The organism is Rhodococcus sp. DK176, from assembly GCF_038447315.2.
GTDB lineage: Bacteria > Actinomycetota > Actinomycetes > Mycobacteriales > Mycobacteriaceae > Rhodococcus_F > Rhodococcus_F jostii_A.
The window spans coordinates 16,169-30,422 of record NZ_CP118321.2; the positions used below are offsets into that span (position 1 = coordinate 16,169).

Genomic DNA, 14,254 nt, shown 5'->3' on the forward strand with positions numbered 1-14,254 from the left:
TCATGACATTTCCGCGAGCGGCTCACCGAGCACCGACAGTACCGTCGCCACCGCCGTCTCGACGGCGCGGCCGACCGCGGGTGACAGCCCGCCGCCGGCGGCCAGGTCGGCGACCTCGACGGCGAGGACGACCATTCGGTGCGGCAGCCGATCGAGCACGGTGCCGAGTTGAATGACGTCGTCGAGTGGGATCCCGTGGGTGCTGAACGAGCCTGCCCGAACCTGGCCGAGTTCGTCCGGCGCGAGGCGGTGCACGGTGCCGGGTCGCGGCGGGTCGCAGTCGACGGCGTCGACCAGGACGGCCAGCTGCGCACCGGTCCACGCGTCGAGCAGCGTGGCCGGGTCTCCGTCGGAAATCAACACGCGCACGTCCGCGGCGACCCGGTCCGCGACCTCTCGCGCGACCGCCGGACCGATCCCGTCGTCGCGGCGGAGATCGTTTCCCAGCCCGATCACCACGACCGTCATCGGCGGTCGACCGTGAGCGTCAGAAAGTGGGTGGCGCACGAGATGCACGGATCGTAGTTGCGGATGGTCCGCTCGCACAGCGTCGTCAGTTCGTCGTCGGCCAGCGTGAGGTTTCCGTCCACCGCGCGCCGTAGGTCGTGTTCGATGGCGGCCTGATTCTGCGACGTCGGCGGAACGATGGTGGCGGCGCGGATCAACCCGGCGGGATCGAATTCGTAACGGTGATACAGCAGTCCACGGGGCGCCTCGCTGACTCCGTGTCCGATCGTACGTATCGGGGACCCGGCGGTGAACGGCTGCGGAGGCCGCTCGTACCGGTCGATGATCCGCAATGCTTCCTCGACGGCGTAGACCACCTCGACGGCGCGGACGACGATGCTGCGGTACGGGTTCCGGCACTGCGCGCCCAGCCCGGCGTCGGCGGCGGCCTGGGCCGCCACTCCGCCGAGCCGGGACGAATTGAGCGAGTACCGAGCCAGCGGTCCGGTGAGGTATCGGCGGCCGTCGAGCTCGGCGTGCAGTGCGGTCGAGTGCGGCACCTGGTGCTCTACCACATGCTTCGGGAATTCGTCGGCGGTGCAACGTAATCCGGTCGACGACCGGATCTCGCCGTCCTCGATGGCGTAGCGGGAGTCGTCGTGCAGTGCGAGGAGGTCGTGGTCGAGTTCGATGTCGGGGAAGTCGAACGACGACACCCATCGGACGGTTGCCACCGCGTGATCGAGTGCCGTGCGCAGTTGGTCGGACAGGGGTATCAGTTCGGCTGCGGTCGGCGCCCGGTGGAATCCGCCGATGCGGACGTTGACCGGGTGGATCGGCCTGCCACCGATCGCGTCGAGGATCGCGTTTCCGGCCTTCTTCAACGACAGGCCCCGCTCGACGGCCTCCCGATCGTGCCGGGCGAGGGCAATCGAATCCGGGAGCCCCAGAAAGTCGGGTGCGTGCAGGAAGTAGATGTGCAGCACGTGACTGGCAATCCACTCGCCGCAGTAGAGCAGTCGCCGCAGATCCCTCACGTCGTCGTCGAGCTCGAGTCCGCATGCCTGCTCGATGGCGTTGCACGCGCTCACCTGATAGGCCACCGGGCAGATACCGCAGATTCGCGAGGTGATGTCCGGGGGTTCGAGAAAGTGGCGGTCACGGAGGAAGGATTCGAAAAAGCGGGGCGGCTCGTAGATGTCGAGTGCGACGCGTTCGGCTCTCCCCTCCCGCACGGTCACGTCGACGCGGCCCTCACCCTCGACCCTGGCGAGGGCGCGCACCATCAGTTCTCTATTGCGGGGTGCCATAGACCTTCCCTTCCGATCCGTATGCCGCCACGTTGAATGTGGCGAAGACGCGGCCCATGGCGTCCTCGCTCATTCCGCATGTGCGCAGCCACCCCCGCATCGCGGCGAGATTCGGGTCGGTGGTGGGGCCGAAGCAGCCGTAGCATCCGCGGGAGACCGACGGGCACAGCGCGCCGCAACCGGAGTGGGTCACCGGGCCGAGGCAGGGTGTTCCGTCGGCGACCATCACACACGTCAGACCGCGCCGCTTGCATTCGGTGCACACGCTGGTGTCGGGGATGTTGGGCCGCCGGCCGGCGAGGTATGCGGTGATGACCTCGAGGAGTTGACGCCGGTCGATCGGGCAACCGCGCAGCTCGAAGTCGACGGGGACGTGCGCCGAGATCGCGGTCGAGTTGGCGAGGGTGTCGATGTACTCGGGCCTCGCGTAGACCACCGACAGGAACTCGTCGATGTCGGCGAAGTTGCGTAACGCTTGGATGCCGCCGGCCGTCGCGCAGGCCCCGATCGTGACGAGGAACCGGGACTGCTCCCGCACCGCGCGGATGCGGTCCCGGTCGGCGGCCGTGGTGATCGACCCTTCGACCAGCGACAGATCGTATGGGCCCGCGGTGATCGTGTCCGACAGCTCGAGGAAATGGGAGATTTCCACGGCCTCCGACAGGGCGAGCAGCTCGTCCTCGCAGTCGAGCAGGGTGAGCTGACAGCCGTCGCAGGAGGCGAACTTCCACACGGCGAGTTTGGGTTTGGTGGTCGGTGGTGCGCTCATCACAGCTCCGGTACCCGGAGAAGTGGTTCGGCGGTGGCGTAGTCGACGACGGGACCGTCTCGGCACAGCAGCAGTTCGCCGAGCTGGCAGTGTCCGCAGGCCCCGATGCCGCATTGCATGTTCCGTTCCACGGACACCTGAATGTCGTCCGGACGCACCCGGCGGTCGGTCAGTGCCCGGGCGCAGAACCGCATCATCGGCTCCGGTCCGCACAGCAGCGCGGCGGTGCGTCCGGGGTCGAGGTCCACCCGGTGCAGGGATTCGGTGACGAAGCCGACGCCTCCCGTCCATCCCGCGATCGGCTGGTCGATCGTCACTTCCACGGTGAGGTCCGTGCGGGCCTGCCAGGTCCCGAGTTCGGCACGGTAGAGGATGTCCGCTGGGGTGCGGGCGCCGACGACGAGAACGAGCCGGCGGAACTTGTCCCGCGCGGCCAGCGCGGCAAGCACCACCGGCCGCAGCGGCGCCAATCCCACTCCCCCGGCAACGATCACGAGGTCTCGGTCCGGGCCGGTGGGCATGGTCCAGCCCCGCCCGAAGGGGCCGCGCACACCGATGATCGTGCCGCGCGGGGCGTCGTGGAGTGCCCGGCTCACCGCTCCGACGTTGCGGATCGTGTGGACGAGGGTTCCGTCCGTGGCGGACGGGTCGCCCGAGACCGAGATCGCGACCTCGCCGACCCCGTGGGCGTACAACATCATGAATTGGCCGGGGGTGAACTGCGCGAGCGGCATCGCGGGTGGGGCGGCCGGGGCGAGGGTCACGGTGACCGAGTCGCGGGTCTCCACCGAACGGGACACGACCCGGTATCCGGTCGGAAGCATGCGGTCGTCCGGCAGTGCAGTCACCGGTCGCCGCGATTCGCGTAGAGATCGAGGAGTCGCGCGCGGGTGGACTGCAGCCGGGCGATCAGCACCCCGGACAACGCGCGGGTGACGGCATATCCGAAGTCGGGGCGGCTGAGCGCCATCTGCTCGAGCGCGGCGACGTCCACCTCCGCGGCATCGGTGGTCGTCGTGGCCTGGGCATCGAACTGCCACACCTGCCGGGCGCCGAGCCACGACCAGCCGAGAACGTCACCGCCGTGCAGGGTTTCGAGTGCGACGGTGCCGCGGCCGGGTACCAGCGTGGTGAGGACGACACTTCCGGTACCGAGCAGCCAGCACCGGGTCGCCGGTTCGTTCTCGCGGAAGACGAACTCCCCCGCGGCGAATCGAACCGGGGTGCTGAGTTCCGCGAGCCGAAGCCGGTGTTGATGGTCGAGTCGGCCGAGGACTGGTGGCAGCGTCGATTCGTCGGCGTTCACCGTTGCTCCCGGTCGTCCTCCGGCCGGTAGGCAGGCATGACCTGCACCAGCCGCGCGGCCTCTGCGGTGATGTCGATCCCGACGGGGCACCAGTCGATGCACCGTCCGCATCCCACGCACCCGGAGCTGCCGAACTGGTCGAACCACGTTCCGAGCTTGTGCGACATCCACTGCCGGTATCGGCTCTCCCCCGACGTCCGGACGTTCCCGCCGTGCACGTAGCTGAAGTCGGGTTCGAAGCACGACGACCAATGCTGCCACCGCTCGGCGTGCTCCCCCGTCAGATCGGTGACGTCCTCACTGGTGGTGCAGAAACAGGTAGGGCACACCATTGTGCAGTTTCCGCAGGTCAAACACCGGCTTGCAACGTCCTCCCAAACGTCGGCTCCGCGCGCGTCGCGGAGCAGTGCGCGAAGATCCACGTCGGGCATCGCCCGTCCCATGCGGCCGGTTGCGGTGCTCACGGCCTGCCGGGCGTCGTCGGCCTCCGCGGTCGCGGCGGCACGGTGGGCGACGTCGGCGAGGACGTCGGCACCGGATTCGGTGCCGACCTCGACGACGAAACGGTGGCCGTGCTCGTCGATGCGCTCGGTCAGCGCCAGATCGTACCCTGGTCCGGCCGCGGGTCCGGTGCCCATCGAGGCGCAGAAACAGACACCTCCCGGTTCGGTGCAGTGGGCGGCCACGATGAACAGTTTCCGGAACCTGAGGGCAGTGGTGCTGTCGGAGTCGGGGTCCGGGCACAGTACCCGGCGCAGGACGGATATGGCCGCGAGATCGCAGCCGCGGATCCCCACGAAGGCGTAGGGGCGCTCGTCGTGGGCCGGTGCGACGAAGGTACCCTCCCGGTCGACGGACCACTGTTGCTGCCGGGGCGGATGGAGGAATCGTTTCCACGACTGCGGGCCCGCCGAGTGACCGAAGACTGCGGCGTCGTCTCGCCGACGCAGCCGATACGTCCCGGGCCCGGTCGTCACACCCCAGCCGGACGGCAGCTGCGCACCGGAATCGAGTTCGGCGAGAACGATGGCCGAATCCTCGACGGTGGGACCGACGACGCGATATCCGCGGGCGCGGAGCGCCTCGATCAGTTGGTCGAGGCCGCGGCGATCGAGGACACTCGCGTCGGCGTGCGCGGTTGGTTGCCCCTCCATGTGCTCACTCCCTTGCCTATGTGGCGGGTCCATCACTCGGTGAGGTGGACCCGGCTGTGCGTGGCCGCTTCCACGTCGGCCGCGGTGAGCTCGATCAACTGGTGGGCGAGGTCGGCCAACGCACGTGCCGTGGCCAGTTCGTCGCCGATCTCGGGGATCTCGGTGTCCGCGGGATTCCGGCGGGCGAGCCCGACCCCGACCAGGGTGTGGGTGTCGCGGGTTCGGAGCCGGGCTTGGGCCCGGGTCCTGGACCCGCCTTCGTCGGCGTCGTGCTCGTCGATGACGATCTCCACGGACCACGTCTTCTCGTTCATGTTCATCGGCCTCCGTTCGGTGTGGGCGCGGCGTCGCGTCCTCGATGTGCTTGTCGGTTACATGGGGGTTCCGCGATCATGAGGCCACGACCACCCTCGTGTCGGTTGTCTTCGCGCACAGTCCGAGGACGGCGCGAAACCCGTCGGCGAGAGACTCCGTCAAGGTCGCCAGATCCGGCACGGCATCGGTGTCGGCGTTGATCCCGACGCAGCATTGCGTGGTGTAGGACATCAGGGTGACGTTGAACGCCGATCCGAGTGTGGGGCTGAACGCGTAGTAGTGCAGGATCTCCGAGCCGGCAATGAACAGAGGGACCGGGGATCCGGCGACGTTCGAGGCGACGAAGTCGACGTGTTTGAGCATGTTTCCGAGTGTCGAGGCGGGAAGCAGGTTCACGGCGCCGGCGATCATCGGGGACAACGGAATCGCGGGCTCACGGCGCCACGCATCGACGGTGGCGTGTACCCGGCGCATCAGCTCGGCGGGGTCGTCGATATCGGTGGGTAGCGCAAATCGTGCCAGACTGATGCGGTTGCCGCCCAGCGGGTCCGTCTCGGTGCGCAGGCTGATCGGCAGCGTCATCCGCAGTTCGCGGATCTCGGCTCCGTGCAGTCGGTGATACTTCGCCATTCCCAGCAGGACAGCAGCCAGGAACGCGTCGTTGATCGAACCGGCGGCCGCCGCGGCTGCCTGAGCGAGCGCTTCCACCGGCACGTCGATCACCGCGCAGTGACGCCGCGTGCTGCGTTTCGTCATCACCGGGGACAGCGTGGAAACCACGGGACGCGTGAGGCGCAGTGTGGAGCCGGCGAGAGCGGTTGCTTCGCGCCAGGTGGCCCTCGGCGCACGAACCAGCCGAACACTGTTGCGGCCCAGAATGTTCGCCGCCCGATGGGTCACGTCCGCGGCCGTATCCCGGTACCAGGAGAGGCGGCTCGGCGGACGAGACGATCCACCGTGCGGCACGGCCGTCGCCCGGTCGGTCCGGCCGGGTCGTGGTGTGCCTTCGCGGGTGAAATCCACGATCTCCCGGGCTATCTGCATTCCACTGACACCGTCGGTGAGAGAGTGATGCACTTTCATCACGAGGGCGGATCTGCCGTCGTTCAGTCCGTCGAGAATCGTGAACTCCCAGAGCGGGCGGCGCTTGTCGAACGCCGTCATCTCGGCGGTCCGCGCGAAGTCGAGAACCCCGTCCCATGTTCGTGGTTCGGCGAGGGTGTAGCGGCGCAGGTGCCAGCTGAGGTCGAAGTCTCGATCGTCCGCCCACCGCGGCGGCGCCAGGCCCAGCGGATCCTCGATCGCCGTCCGCCGGAAGAGGGGAACGAGGTCGACCGCTCTGCGCATCATGTCTACGAATCGGCTCTGATCCGGCCTGCGGTCGAGCAGCGCGACAGCCACGATGGTCGATCGGAGGATCGGATCCTCCTCCATCCGCCACGACATGAAGTCCGTCTGGGTCATGTATCGCTGATTCGTGGTGATCACGTCGGTCAACTCGCTCGTGGATCGGGTCTGCGGTCGGTCTGTGTCGCTGAGCTTCGGTGTGGGCGCCGGGGACCCGTCCCTGCGGGACCCCGCGCCGCGGCGTCACATCGGCATCATGTGCATGGGCGGCAGGACACCCATGCTGTGCAGCCACATCATGAACATGTGGAACATCTGCATCGCATCCATCACGATCACCTCCTTCGTGTGCGCGGGTGTCAGGGCGTCGTCCCGGCGCGCAGGATGCTCAGGCGATTGCGGTATTCCTGCTCGTCGATCTCTCCGCGTGCGAATCGCTCGGCCAGGACCGCTTCGGCACTGCGATGCGGTGGCTCGCCGGGCGGTGCCGGGAACGGGTGACTCACGTAGCGGATCAACAGGATGATTCCCACGATCAGCAGGCCCCAGATCAGCGCCATACCGGTGAACATCAGTGCATACCCCCAACCGCCGACATCGTCGTCGTACATCACGGGGCGGCCTCCTCCGGGCTGTTCGGCGGTGTGGTCCGAATTGGTCCGCCGTGCTACCAGTGTCCAACCGTGCCGGGGGTCGTTTACAGGGTCTTTCGGCCGTTTCCGGTGGTGTCCCCGGAGGAATCAGCGCGCCGTATCCAGTGTTGTATACAAGCGATGGTGGTGGCATCGGGCGACCGCCGACAGTGAGACTGCACGCCATGACGAATCCCCGCGAACTTGCCGCAGACAACCTGCCGACCCGCAAGCGTACGGTGGCGCGTCCGGAGCTTCCCACGCCCAGCATGATGCTCGTCGATCCTCGTTTCGGTGAGCTGGCCGGTCAGTTCTTCCGGTTGTTCGGGCAGCCTAGCGACGGGGGCGGCGCCCTCGCGCTCTACCTGCACGGTGAGCCCGTGGTCGACATCTGGTCGGGATGGGCCGCGCGCGACACGCGCTGGCAGTCCGACACCGTCTCGGTGTCCTTCTCCACCGGCAAGGGCGTTGCGAGCACGGTGCTACACCGGCTGGTGGACCGCGGACTGATCGACTACGACGCACCCGTTGCCACGTATTGGCCCGAGTTCGCGAGTGCCGGCAAGGAGTTGGTGACGGTGCGGGATTTGTTGACGCACCGGGCTGGTCTGCATCGTGTGCGCGGACTGGTACCGGGGCGGGCGGCGCTGTTCGATCACGACAGCGTCGTCGGCGCTCTCGCATCCGCGGCACCGGATCGTCGCCGCGCCGTCATGCCGGGTTATCACGCCGTCACGTTCGGATCGCTGGTCGCGGAACTCACCACTCGGGCGACCGGTTCGTCGTTCACCGACCTCGTCCGCACCGAGATCGCCGAACCCCTCGGAATCCGCGAATTCTGGTTCCAGGTTCCCGCGGAGGAACGTCACCGCATCGCCAAGTCCTTCCCCCGCATCACTCCGTTCGGGGTGCCGTGGGAGACCGCGTCCTTCGCCCTGTCGTGCCTGCCTGTGTTGCGGAACATCGCACACGCAGGCATGCCGGAGGGGTTCGACGAACTGGTCCGCAATCCGGCCATTCACGACTATGTGATGCCCGGCTGGAACGGTGTCTTCAGCGCCCGTGCCCTCGCCCGAATGTATGCGGCGCTCGCGAACAAGGGCATGGTGGGCGGAAGGAGGTTCCTGACGGAGGACACGCTCGCGCAGATCGGTGAGGTGCAGACGACGGCACGCGACTATGTGCTCGGTATCCGGATGAACTGGCGCCTGGGCTACCATGCGGCGTTCGTCGCCAGCCGCAATCAGTATCCACACGCATTCGGCCACTACGGACTCGGTGGTTCCGGCGCGTTCGCGGACCCGGAGACGGGGCTGTCGGTGGCGTTCGTGACGAACAGGATGGGTGGTGCACTGACCCCGCTCGCCGACCTGCGGCTGGCAAAACTGGGCGCGCAAGCGGAATCGATCGCCCGGCGACTGTGACCCGTGAGGTCAGCTCGCTCGGCGGCAGATCGTGATCAGGCAGGCGACGTGATGGAGCAAATTCTGACTGGTCGATCCCAGAAACGCTCCGGCCAGGCGGTTGTGGCCGTGGCTGCCGACGACGACGAGTTGTGCGTCGCGAGCGTACTCGAGGATCAGCTCGGCCGGACCAGCTTGTTCGATGACGGTCGTCAGTTGTAGATCCGGGCATTTCTCGCGCCAGCCGGCGAGATTCTCCGCCATCAGAACGGATTGTTCTTCTTCGACGACGGCCCAGTTCACCATCGGCAGGGCGGCAGGGCGCTCCGGGAGGTCGCCGGCGCCCCAGCCGTGCACCGCGAGGAGCGGTACCTCGAAGAACGTGGCGAATTCGACGGCCGTGGTGATGGCGAGTGAGCTCAGGTCACTGCCGTCGACGCCGACGACGACAGGACGGTGGTCGGGTACCGGGGACGGTGCCTCCGATCGGAACACGGTAACCGGACAGTGCGCACGGTTGACCACCTGCAGGACGGTGGAGCCGGTGAGGATCGATTGCAGTGCACCCGCACCGGTGGATCCCACCACCACCATCTCGGCGTGCGCGCTCAATCCTGCGAGTGCCGGTCCCGCGGGGCCGGGATGGGTGCTGCACGACACGGTGACGTCGGGGACGGCGCTCTTCACGTGCTGTTGGGCGCGATCCAGGATCTCGTGGGCAGACTTCTCGACTTCTTCGGCGAACTCGTTCTGGAAGAGAAGCGCGGCTTCGCTGTAGTGATATCCCGGACTCCGTCGACACCGACGACGATGGCCTGACGTTGCGCGAGAATACTCATGGTCCGCAACTCCTCCGGTCATCGTCACGGTCTCAGATGCGACAACGGCGTCGGTAGGGGCATAGGTCATCCCGCTCACCACGGCGCGACCCGATGCCTATGCGGGGGGCACAGTCCCGGAAAGTGACGGTAGACCCTACTCGGTGGTCGCCATCGTTGGTTGAATCCGAAGTGACACGACCCCTCGGAGTTCGCCATGAATCCCCCACCTCAACGTCGTCGACAGGGATCTCGGTCGACGACGAGACACACACAGCCGCCAGTGCCGGAGACGGATGACGACCGAATCGACTGGCCCGATCCGAGCCCGCTGGCCGACTGGTGGGCGCGCGTGATGTTCGGCGCGCACCCGTCGACGTGAACCGTCGGCCAGAACACGCTCGGGCCCAGATCGCGGCGCCGAGCCCCCAACCTCAGAAGGAGTCGACATGCGAACACTCGTGGTCTACGAATCGATGTTCGGAAACACCCGGCACGTGGCAGAGGCGATCGCCCGGGGCCTCGAGTCCGCGGGACCCGTCACAGCGGTCCCGGTCACCCGGGCCGGTGACGAAGACCTGTCCGGCTACGATCTCGTGATGGTCGGCGGTCCGACGCATGTCCACGGGATGAGCCGGGAGTCGACCCGTCGCGGAGCGGCCGTGACGGCCCAGAAACCGGACAGCACGGTGACACTGGAACCTGACGCGGAGAGCGAGGGCCTCCGTGAGTGGCTCGACGGGCTCCCCCCGACTCACGGGAAGGCGGTGGCGTTCGACACTCGTGCGAACGGCCCCGCCCTACTGACCGGCCGGGCATCGAAGGGCATCTGCCGAAAGCTGCGCCTGCACGGGTTCGATCTCGTCGCCGACTCAGAGAGTTTCCTCGTCGACAAGGAATCGCGGCTCGAGGATGGCGAGGAGACACGCGCCGAGCAGTGGGGCCGGACACTCGCTCGGCAGGTCACCTCCAGTCACGCCTGATCATCGCGCGCTTCCGACGTAATCTGGGCATACCGGCGTCGCGGCAGTTCGGAGAGCAGTTGTCATGCGTCCACCACCCGGGAGCTGAGCCCCGTGTCACACGCTGGGATCGATCTGCGACGGCACGATGCGGTGATCTTCGACCTCGACGTCGCGATGACCGAGTCCGCGCGGACCGACACCACGAGAGCACTCGTCCGTCAGCTGCAGAGTCTCGGGGTGGCGACCGCGGTCTTCTCGGCCGATCGCGACGTTCGACCGGTGCTCGACATCGCAAGGATCGCCGACCTGTTTCCGGTTCGGGTCGACGGCGCGTCGCCGGTCGACGCCGCCGACCGACTGGGCGCACATCCGGGCGGTGCTGTGGTCGTCACGGCCTCCGCGGAGGCGGCAGCCGCGGCCAGGCGGGGCGGCTTCGCACTTGTCATCGGGGTCGGGCACGACCGCCGCGCCGACGACTTGGCACGGTGCGGAGCAGATTTCGTTGTCGCCGACCCCTCCGAGATCCAGTTCCGTGCGAGCGATCTCCGGCTGTCCGAGATTCCGGACGCTCTGACGTCGCGGCATGAACTGACCGCCCTCCTCCGGATCCGCAGGCCCGCAGTGTTTCTCGACTTCGACGGCACACTCGCGAACATCGTGTCCGACCCGTCGAAGGCCGTCCTGGTCGACGGTGTGGGCGACGAGCTGGTTCGGCTGACACACGAGTGCCCGGTGGCGGTGATCAGCGGACGCGACCTCGCGGACGTGCAGACACGGGTCGGTCTGGCGGACATCTGGTATGCGGGCAGCCACGGATTCGAACTGGCCGGACCGCAGGGGCAGTACTACCAGAATCCCGACGCTCTCGCCGCGGTACCGTTGCTGCATCACGCCACCCGCGCCCTCACCGACCGCCTCCGAGACGTGCCGGGCGTGTTGATCGAACCGAAGAAATACACCGTCGCCGTCCACTACCGCAACGTTGCCCCCGACCGGATCGACGAGGTCGTCGCCACGGTCCATGACGTCGCCACCACCGGGGAGGTCCGCCTGCGGGTCACCGGGGGTCGCAAGGTCGTCGAACTCCGTCCCGACGTCGACTGGGACAAGGGACGCGCATTGAACTGGGTCCTCGAGCACATCCACGACGCGAAGTCCCTACTTCCGATCTACATCGGCGATGACCTCACCGACGAGGACGCCTTCGACGCCGTGACGACGAACGGGGTGGGGATCGTCGTCCGCAGCACGGAGGTCGGGGATCGACGGTCGGCGGCACGATTCGCCGTGAACGACCCGGCCCAGGTCCGCGAACTGCTGCAGCGGCTCGCGGATCTCCTCGGTCGCGACCCCGAGACCGCAGCCACGGCCGATGCCTGGATGCTGTTCTACGACGGCTACGACCCCGCGACCGAGAAGTTACGGGAGGCCATCTGCACTCTGGGGAACGGCTACTTCGCGACTCGCGGATGCGCACCCGAGGCAACGGCCGGCTCCGTCCACTACCCGGGCACCTATATCGCGGGTCTGTACAACCGCTTACGCGACGAACGTGCCGGGACGGAGATCGTGAACGAAAGCATGGTGAATGCCCCGAACTGGCTGACGACGACCTTTCGCATCGAGGGCGGGCCGTGGTTCGACGTCGACGCCACCGACCTGCTCGAGTACCGCCAGTACCTCAATTTGCGTCGCGCCGTACTCACCCGCCGGTTCCGGTACCGCGACGGCGCCGGGCGAACGACGTCGGTCATCCAGCGGAGATTCGTCGCCATGCATCTCCCCCACGTGTGTGCACTGCAGACGACGATCGTCGCCGAGAACTGGTCCGGCTCGTTCGAGGTGCGTTCGGCTCTCGACGGTGCGGTCCGCAACACCCTCGTCGAGCGGTACCGGGATCTCGCCGCCGAGCATCTCGCGCCGCTCCAGTCCGGCGCGCTGTCGGCGGATACCGTCCTGCTGGCGATGCAGACCACCCAGTCGCGGATACCGGTGGCCATGGCGGCACGGACCACGCTGTCGCCCCGCGATCGACACCGCGAATGCACCTACCGTCTGCACGATGACGACGGGCGCATCGGCCACGACCTGACGGTCGATCTCACCGAGGGTGAGTCCGTCACGTTCGAGAAGATGGTGACCGTGTTCACCGGGCGCGATCACGCACTGTCCGAACCGGCCGACGAAGCGGCACGCTGGGTGCCGTCGATCGGTGGGTTCGAGGAAGTGCTGGACGGTCACGTCCTGGCCTGGGAGCACCTGTGGGACCGCATCGGAATCTCCCTCGGCCACTACCAGGACGGGCTGCGCATCGCCCGGCTCCACCAGATGCAACTCCTGCAGACGGTGTCGCCGAACACCGCGGACCTCGATGTCGGTGTGCCCGCCCGGGGACTGCACGGTGAGGCGTACCGCGGCCACGTCTTCTGGGACGAGTTGTTCGTCTTCCCGGTCCTGAACCTGCGGGTGCCTACCTTGACCCGGTCGTTGCTGCGCTACCGGTACCGTCGTCTGCCGGAGGCCCGCCGGGCCGCGCGGGCGGCCGGTCATCGCGGCGCCATGTTCCCGTGGCAGTCGGGCAGCGACGGCCGGGAGGAAAGCCAGCAAGTGCATCTCAACCCGCGGTCCGGTCGTTGGCTCCCGGACCCGAGTTGGCGCCAGCACCACATCGGCATCGCGATCGCCTACAACGTCTGGAACTACTACCAGGTCACCGGGGATCTCGAGTTTCTCAGTGATTTCGGCGCCGAGATGCTGGTGGAGATCGCCCGATTCTTCGCCGGCCTCGCCTCCTACGAGTCGGCGCGGCGTCGCTACACCATCCGCGGGGTGATGGGGCCGGACGAGTTTCATTCCGGCTACCCCGACGCACCGCACGAGGGAGTCGACAACAACGCGTACACCAACGTCATGGCCGTGTGGGTGATCCTCCGGGCGCGAGAGGCCCTCGATATGATTCCGGCCCCGGACCGGGCCGATCTGGTGGACACCCTGAGCCTGGATGCCCACGAGATGGCCCGGTGGGCAGACGTGAGCCGCCGCATGTTCGTTCCCTTCCACGATCGGGTCATCAGTCAGTTCGAGGGGTACGAGGCGCTGGCGGAACTGGACTGGGCCGGCTACCGGCAGCGGTACACCGACATTCAGCGGCTCGACCGAATCCTCGAGGCGGAGGGAGACGATGTCAACCGGTACCGGGCGTCGAAGCAGGCCGACGTGTTGATGCTGTTCTATCTGCTGTCCGCCGACGAACTGCGAGATCTGTTCGGGCGCCTCGGATATCAGCTCGAACCGGAGGCGATCCCGCGCACCATCGACTACTACATCGCGCGGACCTCACACGGTTCCACGCTCAGTGCGGTGGTGCATTCCTGGGTGCTGGCCCGCGCCAACCGTGACAAGGCCATGGAATTCTTCGACAGGGTTCTCGCGTCCGACATCACCGACATCCAGGGCGGCACGACCTCCGAGGGGATCCACCTGGCGGCGATGGCGGGAAGCATCGACCTGCTGCAGCGCTGCTTCACGGGACTGGAAACGCGCGGTGACCGCCTCGTGTTCAGCCCGGAATGGCCGCATACGCTCGGTGCGCTCGAATTTCCGATCGTCTATCGCGGGCACCAGCTGTGGCTGACGATCAGCGGTCGGCGCGTTCAGGTCAGTGCGGGCGCCGGAAATCAACGCGCGATCGAGATCTCGTGTCGCGATCAGGTCGTTCGTCTGGAACCGGGGTGCACGGTCAGTCTGGGTTAGGCACCGTCGAGGCGGGCCGTTCACGACCGGCGCGT

14 protein-coding genes are annotated in these 14,254 nt (G+C 67.4%); 4 read left to right on the top strand and 10 right to left on the bottom strand.

What is annotated here, in order from left to right:
* The 9 genes from PSR88_RS00090 to PSR88_RS00130 form a co-directional block, all read right to left on the bottom strand.
* On the bottom strand, nucleotides 1-468 hold the full coding sequence (locus PSR88_RS00090) for a hydrogenase maturation protease (RefSeq protein WP_016884291.1): 468 nt from the start codon (nucleotides 466-468) through the stop codon (nucleotides 1-3).
* The gene (locus tag PSR88_RS00095) at nucleotides 465-1,757 is read right to left on the bottom strand and encodes a Ni/Fe hydrogenase subunit alpha (RefSeq protein WP_029539663.1); all 1,293 of its coding nucleotides are present in this window, start codon (nucleotides 1,755-1,757) and stop codon (nucleotides 465-467) included. The genes PSR88_RS00090 and PSR88_RS00095 overlap by 4 nt, the downstream gene beginning before the upstream one ends.
* Nucleotides 1,741-2,526 (bottom strand): oxidoreductase, encoded by a 786-nt coding sequence (locus PSR88_RS00100; protein ID WP_016884289.1) that lies wholly within the window; start codon nucleotides 2,524-2,526, stop codon nucleotides 1,741-1,743. Before PSR88_RS00100 ends, PSR88_RS00095 begins: the two co-directional genes overlap by 17 nt.
* Nucleotides 2,526-3,374, bottom strand: a complete 849-nt coding sequence (locus tag PSR88_RS00105) for an FAD/NAD(P)-binding protein (RefSeq protein WP_016884288.1) — start codon at nucleotides 3,372-3,374, stop codon at nucleotides 2,526-2,528. Before PSR88_RS00105 ends, PSR88_RS00100 begins: the two co-directional genes overlap by 1 nt.
* Nucleotides 3,371-3,832, bottom strand: coding sequence for a cyclic nucleotide-binding domain-containing protein (locus PSR88_RS00110; protein WP_009472537.1), 462 nt, complete (start codon nucleotides 3,830-3,832; stop codon nucleotides 3,371-3,373). The genes PSR88_RS00105 and PSR88_RS00110 overlap by 4 nt, the downstream gene beginning before the upstream one ends.
* Nucleotides 3,829-4,986: a 4Fe-4S dicluster domain-containing protein gene (locus PSR88_RS00115; RefSeq protein WP_016884287.1), complete on the bottom strand. Its 1,158-nt coding sequence runs from the start codon at nucleotides 4,984-4,986 to the stop codon at nucleotides 3,829-3,831. The genes PSR88_RS00110 and PSR88_RS00115 overlap by 4 nt, the downstream gene beginning before the upstream one ends.
* 32 nt (nucleotides 4,987-5,018) lie before the next feature.
* Complete coding sequence (locus tag PSR88_RS00120; RefSeq protein WP_016884286.1) at nucleotides 5,019-5,306, bottom strand: DUF1876 domain-containing protein; 288 nt, start codon at nucleotides 5,304-5,306, stop codon at nucleotides 5,019-5,021.
* Between the two features lie 70 nt (nucleotides 5,307-5,376).
* Entirely contained in the window at nucleotides 5,377-6,798 is a 1,422-nt protein-coding gene (locus tag PSR88_RS00125; RefSeq protein ID WP_016884285.1) for a wax ester/triacylglycerol synthase domain-containing protein, read from the bottom strand.
* 209 nt (nucleotides 6,799-7,007) lie between these two features.
* On the bottom strand, nucleotides 7,008-7,259 hold the full coding sequence (locus tag PSR88_RS00130) for an SHOCT domain-containing protein (RefSeq protein ID WP_011593374.1): 252 nt from the start codon (nucleotides 7,257-7,259) through the stop codon (nucleotides 7,008-7,010).
* A gap of 206 nt (nucleotides 7,260-7,465) precedes the next feature.
* Here PSR88_RS00130 and PSR88_RS00135 point away from each other — a divergent pair, with 206 nt between their 5' ends.
* The gene (locus tag PSR88_RS00135; protein WP_016884283.1) at nucleotides 7,466-8,704 is read left to right on the top strand and encodes a serine hydrolase domain-containing protein; all 1,239 of its coding nucleotides are present in this window, start codon (nucleotides 7,466-7,468) and stop codon (nucleotides 8,702-8,704) included.
* A 9-nt stretch (nucleotides 8,705-8,713) separates the two neighbouring features.
* Here the strand turns inward: PSR88_RS00135 and PSR88_RS00140 are convergent, their stop codons facing one another.
* Entirely contained in the window at nucleotides 8,714-9,370 is a 657-nt protein-coding gene (locus tag PSR88_RS00140; RefSeq protein WP_016884282.1) for a universal stress protein, read from the bottom strand.
* Here PSR88_RS00140 and PSR88_RS00145 point away from each other — a divergent pair, their 5' ends adjacent.
* The 3 genes from PSR88_RS00145 (at nucleotide 9,371) to otsB (ending at nucleotide 14,219) form a co-directional block, all read left to right on the top strand.
* The gene (locus PSR88_RS00145) at nucleotides 9,371-9,502 is read left to right on the top strand and encodes a hypothetical protein (RefSeq protein ID WP_016884281.1); all 132 of its coding nucleotides are present in this window, start codon (nucleotides 9,371-9,373) and stop codon (nucleotides 9,500-9,502) included.
* 448 nt (nucleotides 9,503-9,950) lie between these two features.
* A complete protein-coding gene (locus PSR88_RS00150) occupies nucleotides 9,951-10,484 on the top strand; it encodes a flavodoxin family protein (RefSeq protein WP_009472546.1) in 534 nt (177 codons plus the stop codon).
* Between the two features lie 156 nt (nucleotides 10,485-10,640).
* Nucleotides 10,641-14,219 (top strand): trehalose-phosphatase, encoded by a 3,579-nt coding sequence (otsB, locus tag PSR88_RS00155; RefSeq protein ID WP_411755673.1) that lies wholly within the window; start codon nucleotides 10,641-10,643, stop codon nucleotides 14,217-14,219.
* Nucleotides 14,220-14,254 lie beyond the last annotated feature (35 nt).

What these genes read in the sequence shown, in the direction of transcription:
- PSR88_RS00150 (WP_009472546.1), top strand. Translation starts at nt 9,951, where the DNA reads ATGCGAACACTCGTGGTCTACGAATCGATGTTCGGAAACACCCGGCAC.
- PSR88_RS00130 (WP_011593374.1), bottom strand. Translation starts at nt 7,259, where the DNA reads ATGTACGACGACGATGTCGGCGGTTGGGGGTATGCACTGATGTTCACC.
- PSR88_RS00120 (WP_016884286.1), bottom strand. Translation starts at nt 5,306, where the DNA reads ATGAACATGAACGAGAAGACGTGGTCCGTGGAGATCGTCATCGACGAG.
- PSR88_RS00095 (WP_029539663.1), bottom strand. Translation starts at nt 1,757, where the DNA reads ATGGCACCCCGCAATAGAGAACTGATGGTGCGCGCCCTCGCCAGGGTC.
- PSR88_RS00090 (WP_016884291.1), bottom strand. Translation starts at nt 468, where the DNA reads ATGACGGTCGTGGTGATCGGGCTGGGAAACGATCTCCGCCGCGACGAC.
- PSR88_RS00135 (WP_016884283.1), top strand. Translation starts at nt 7,466, where the DNA reads ATGACGAATCCCCGCGAACTTGCCGCAGACAACCTGCCGACCCGCAAG.
- otsB (WP_411755673.1), top strand. Translation starts at nt 10,641, where the DNA reads ATGACCGAGTCCGCGCGGACCGACACCACGAGAGCACTCGTCCGTCAG.
- PSR88_RS00115 (WP_016884287.1), bottom strand. Translation starts at nt 4,986, where the DNA reads ATGGAGGGGCAACCAACCGCGCACGCCGACGCGAGTGTCCTCGATCGC.
- PSR88_RS00100 (WP_016884289.1), bottom strand. Translation starts at nt 2,526, where the DNA reads ATGAGCGCACCACCGACCACCAAACCCAAACTCGCCGTGTGGAAGTTC.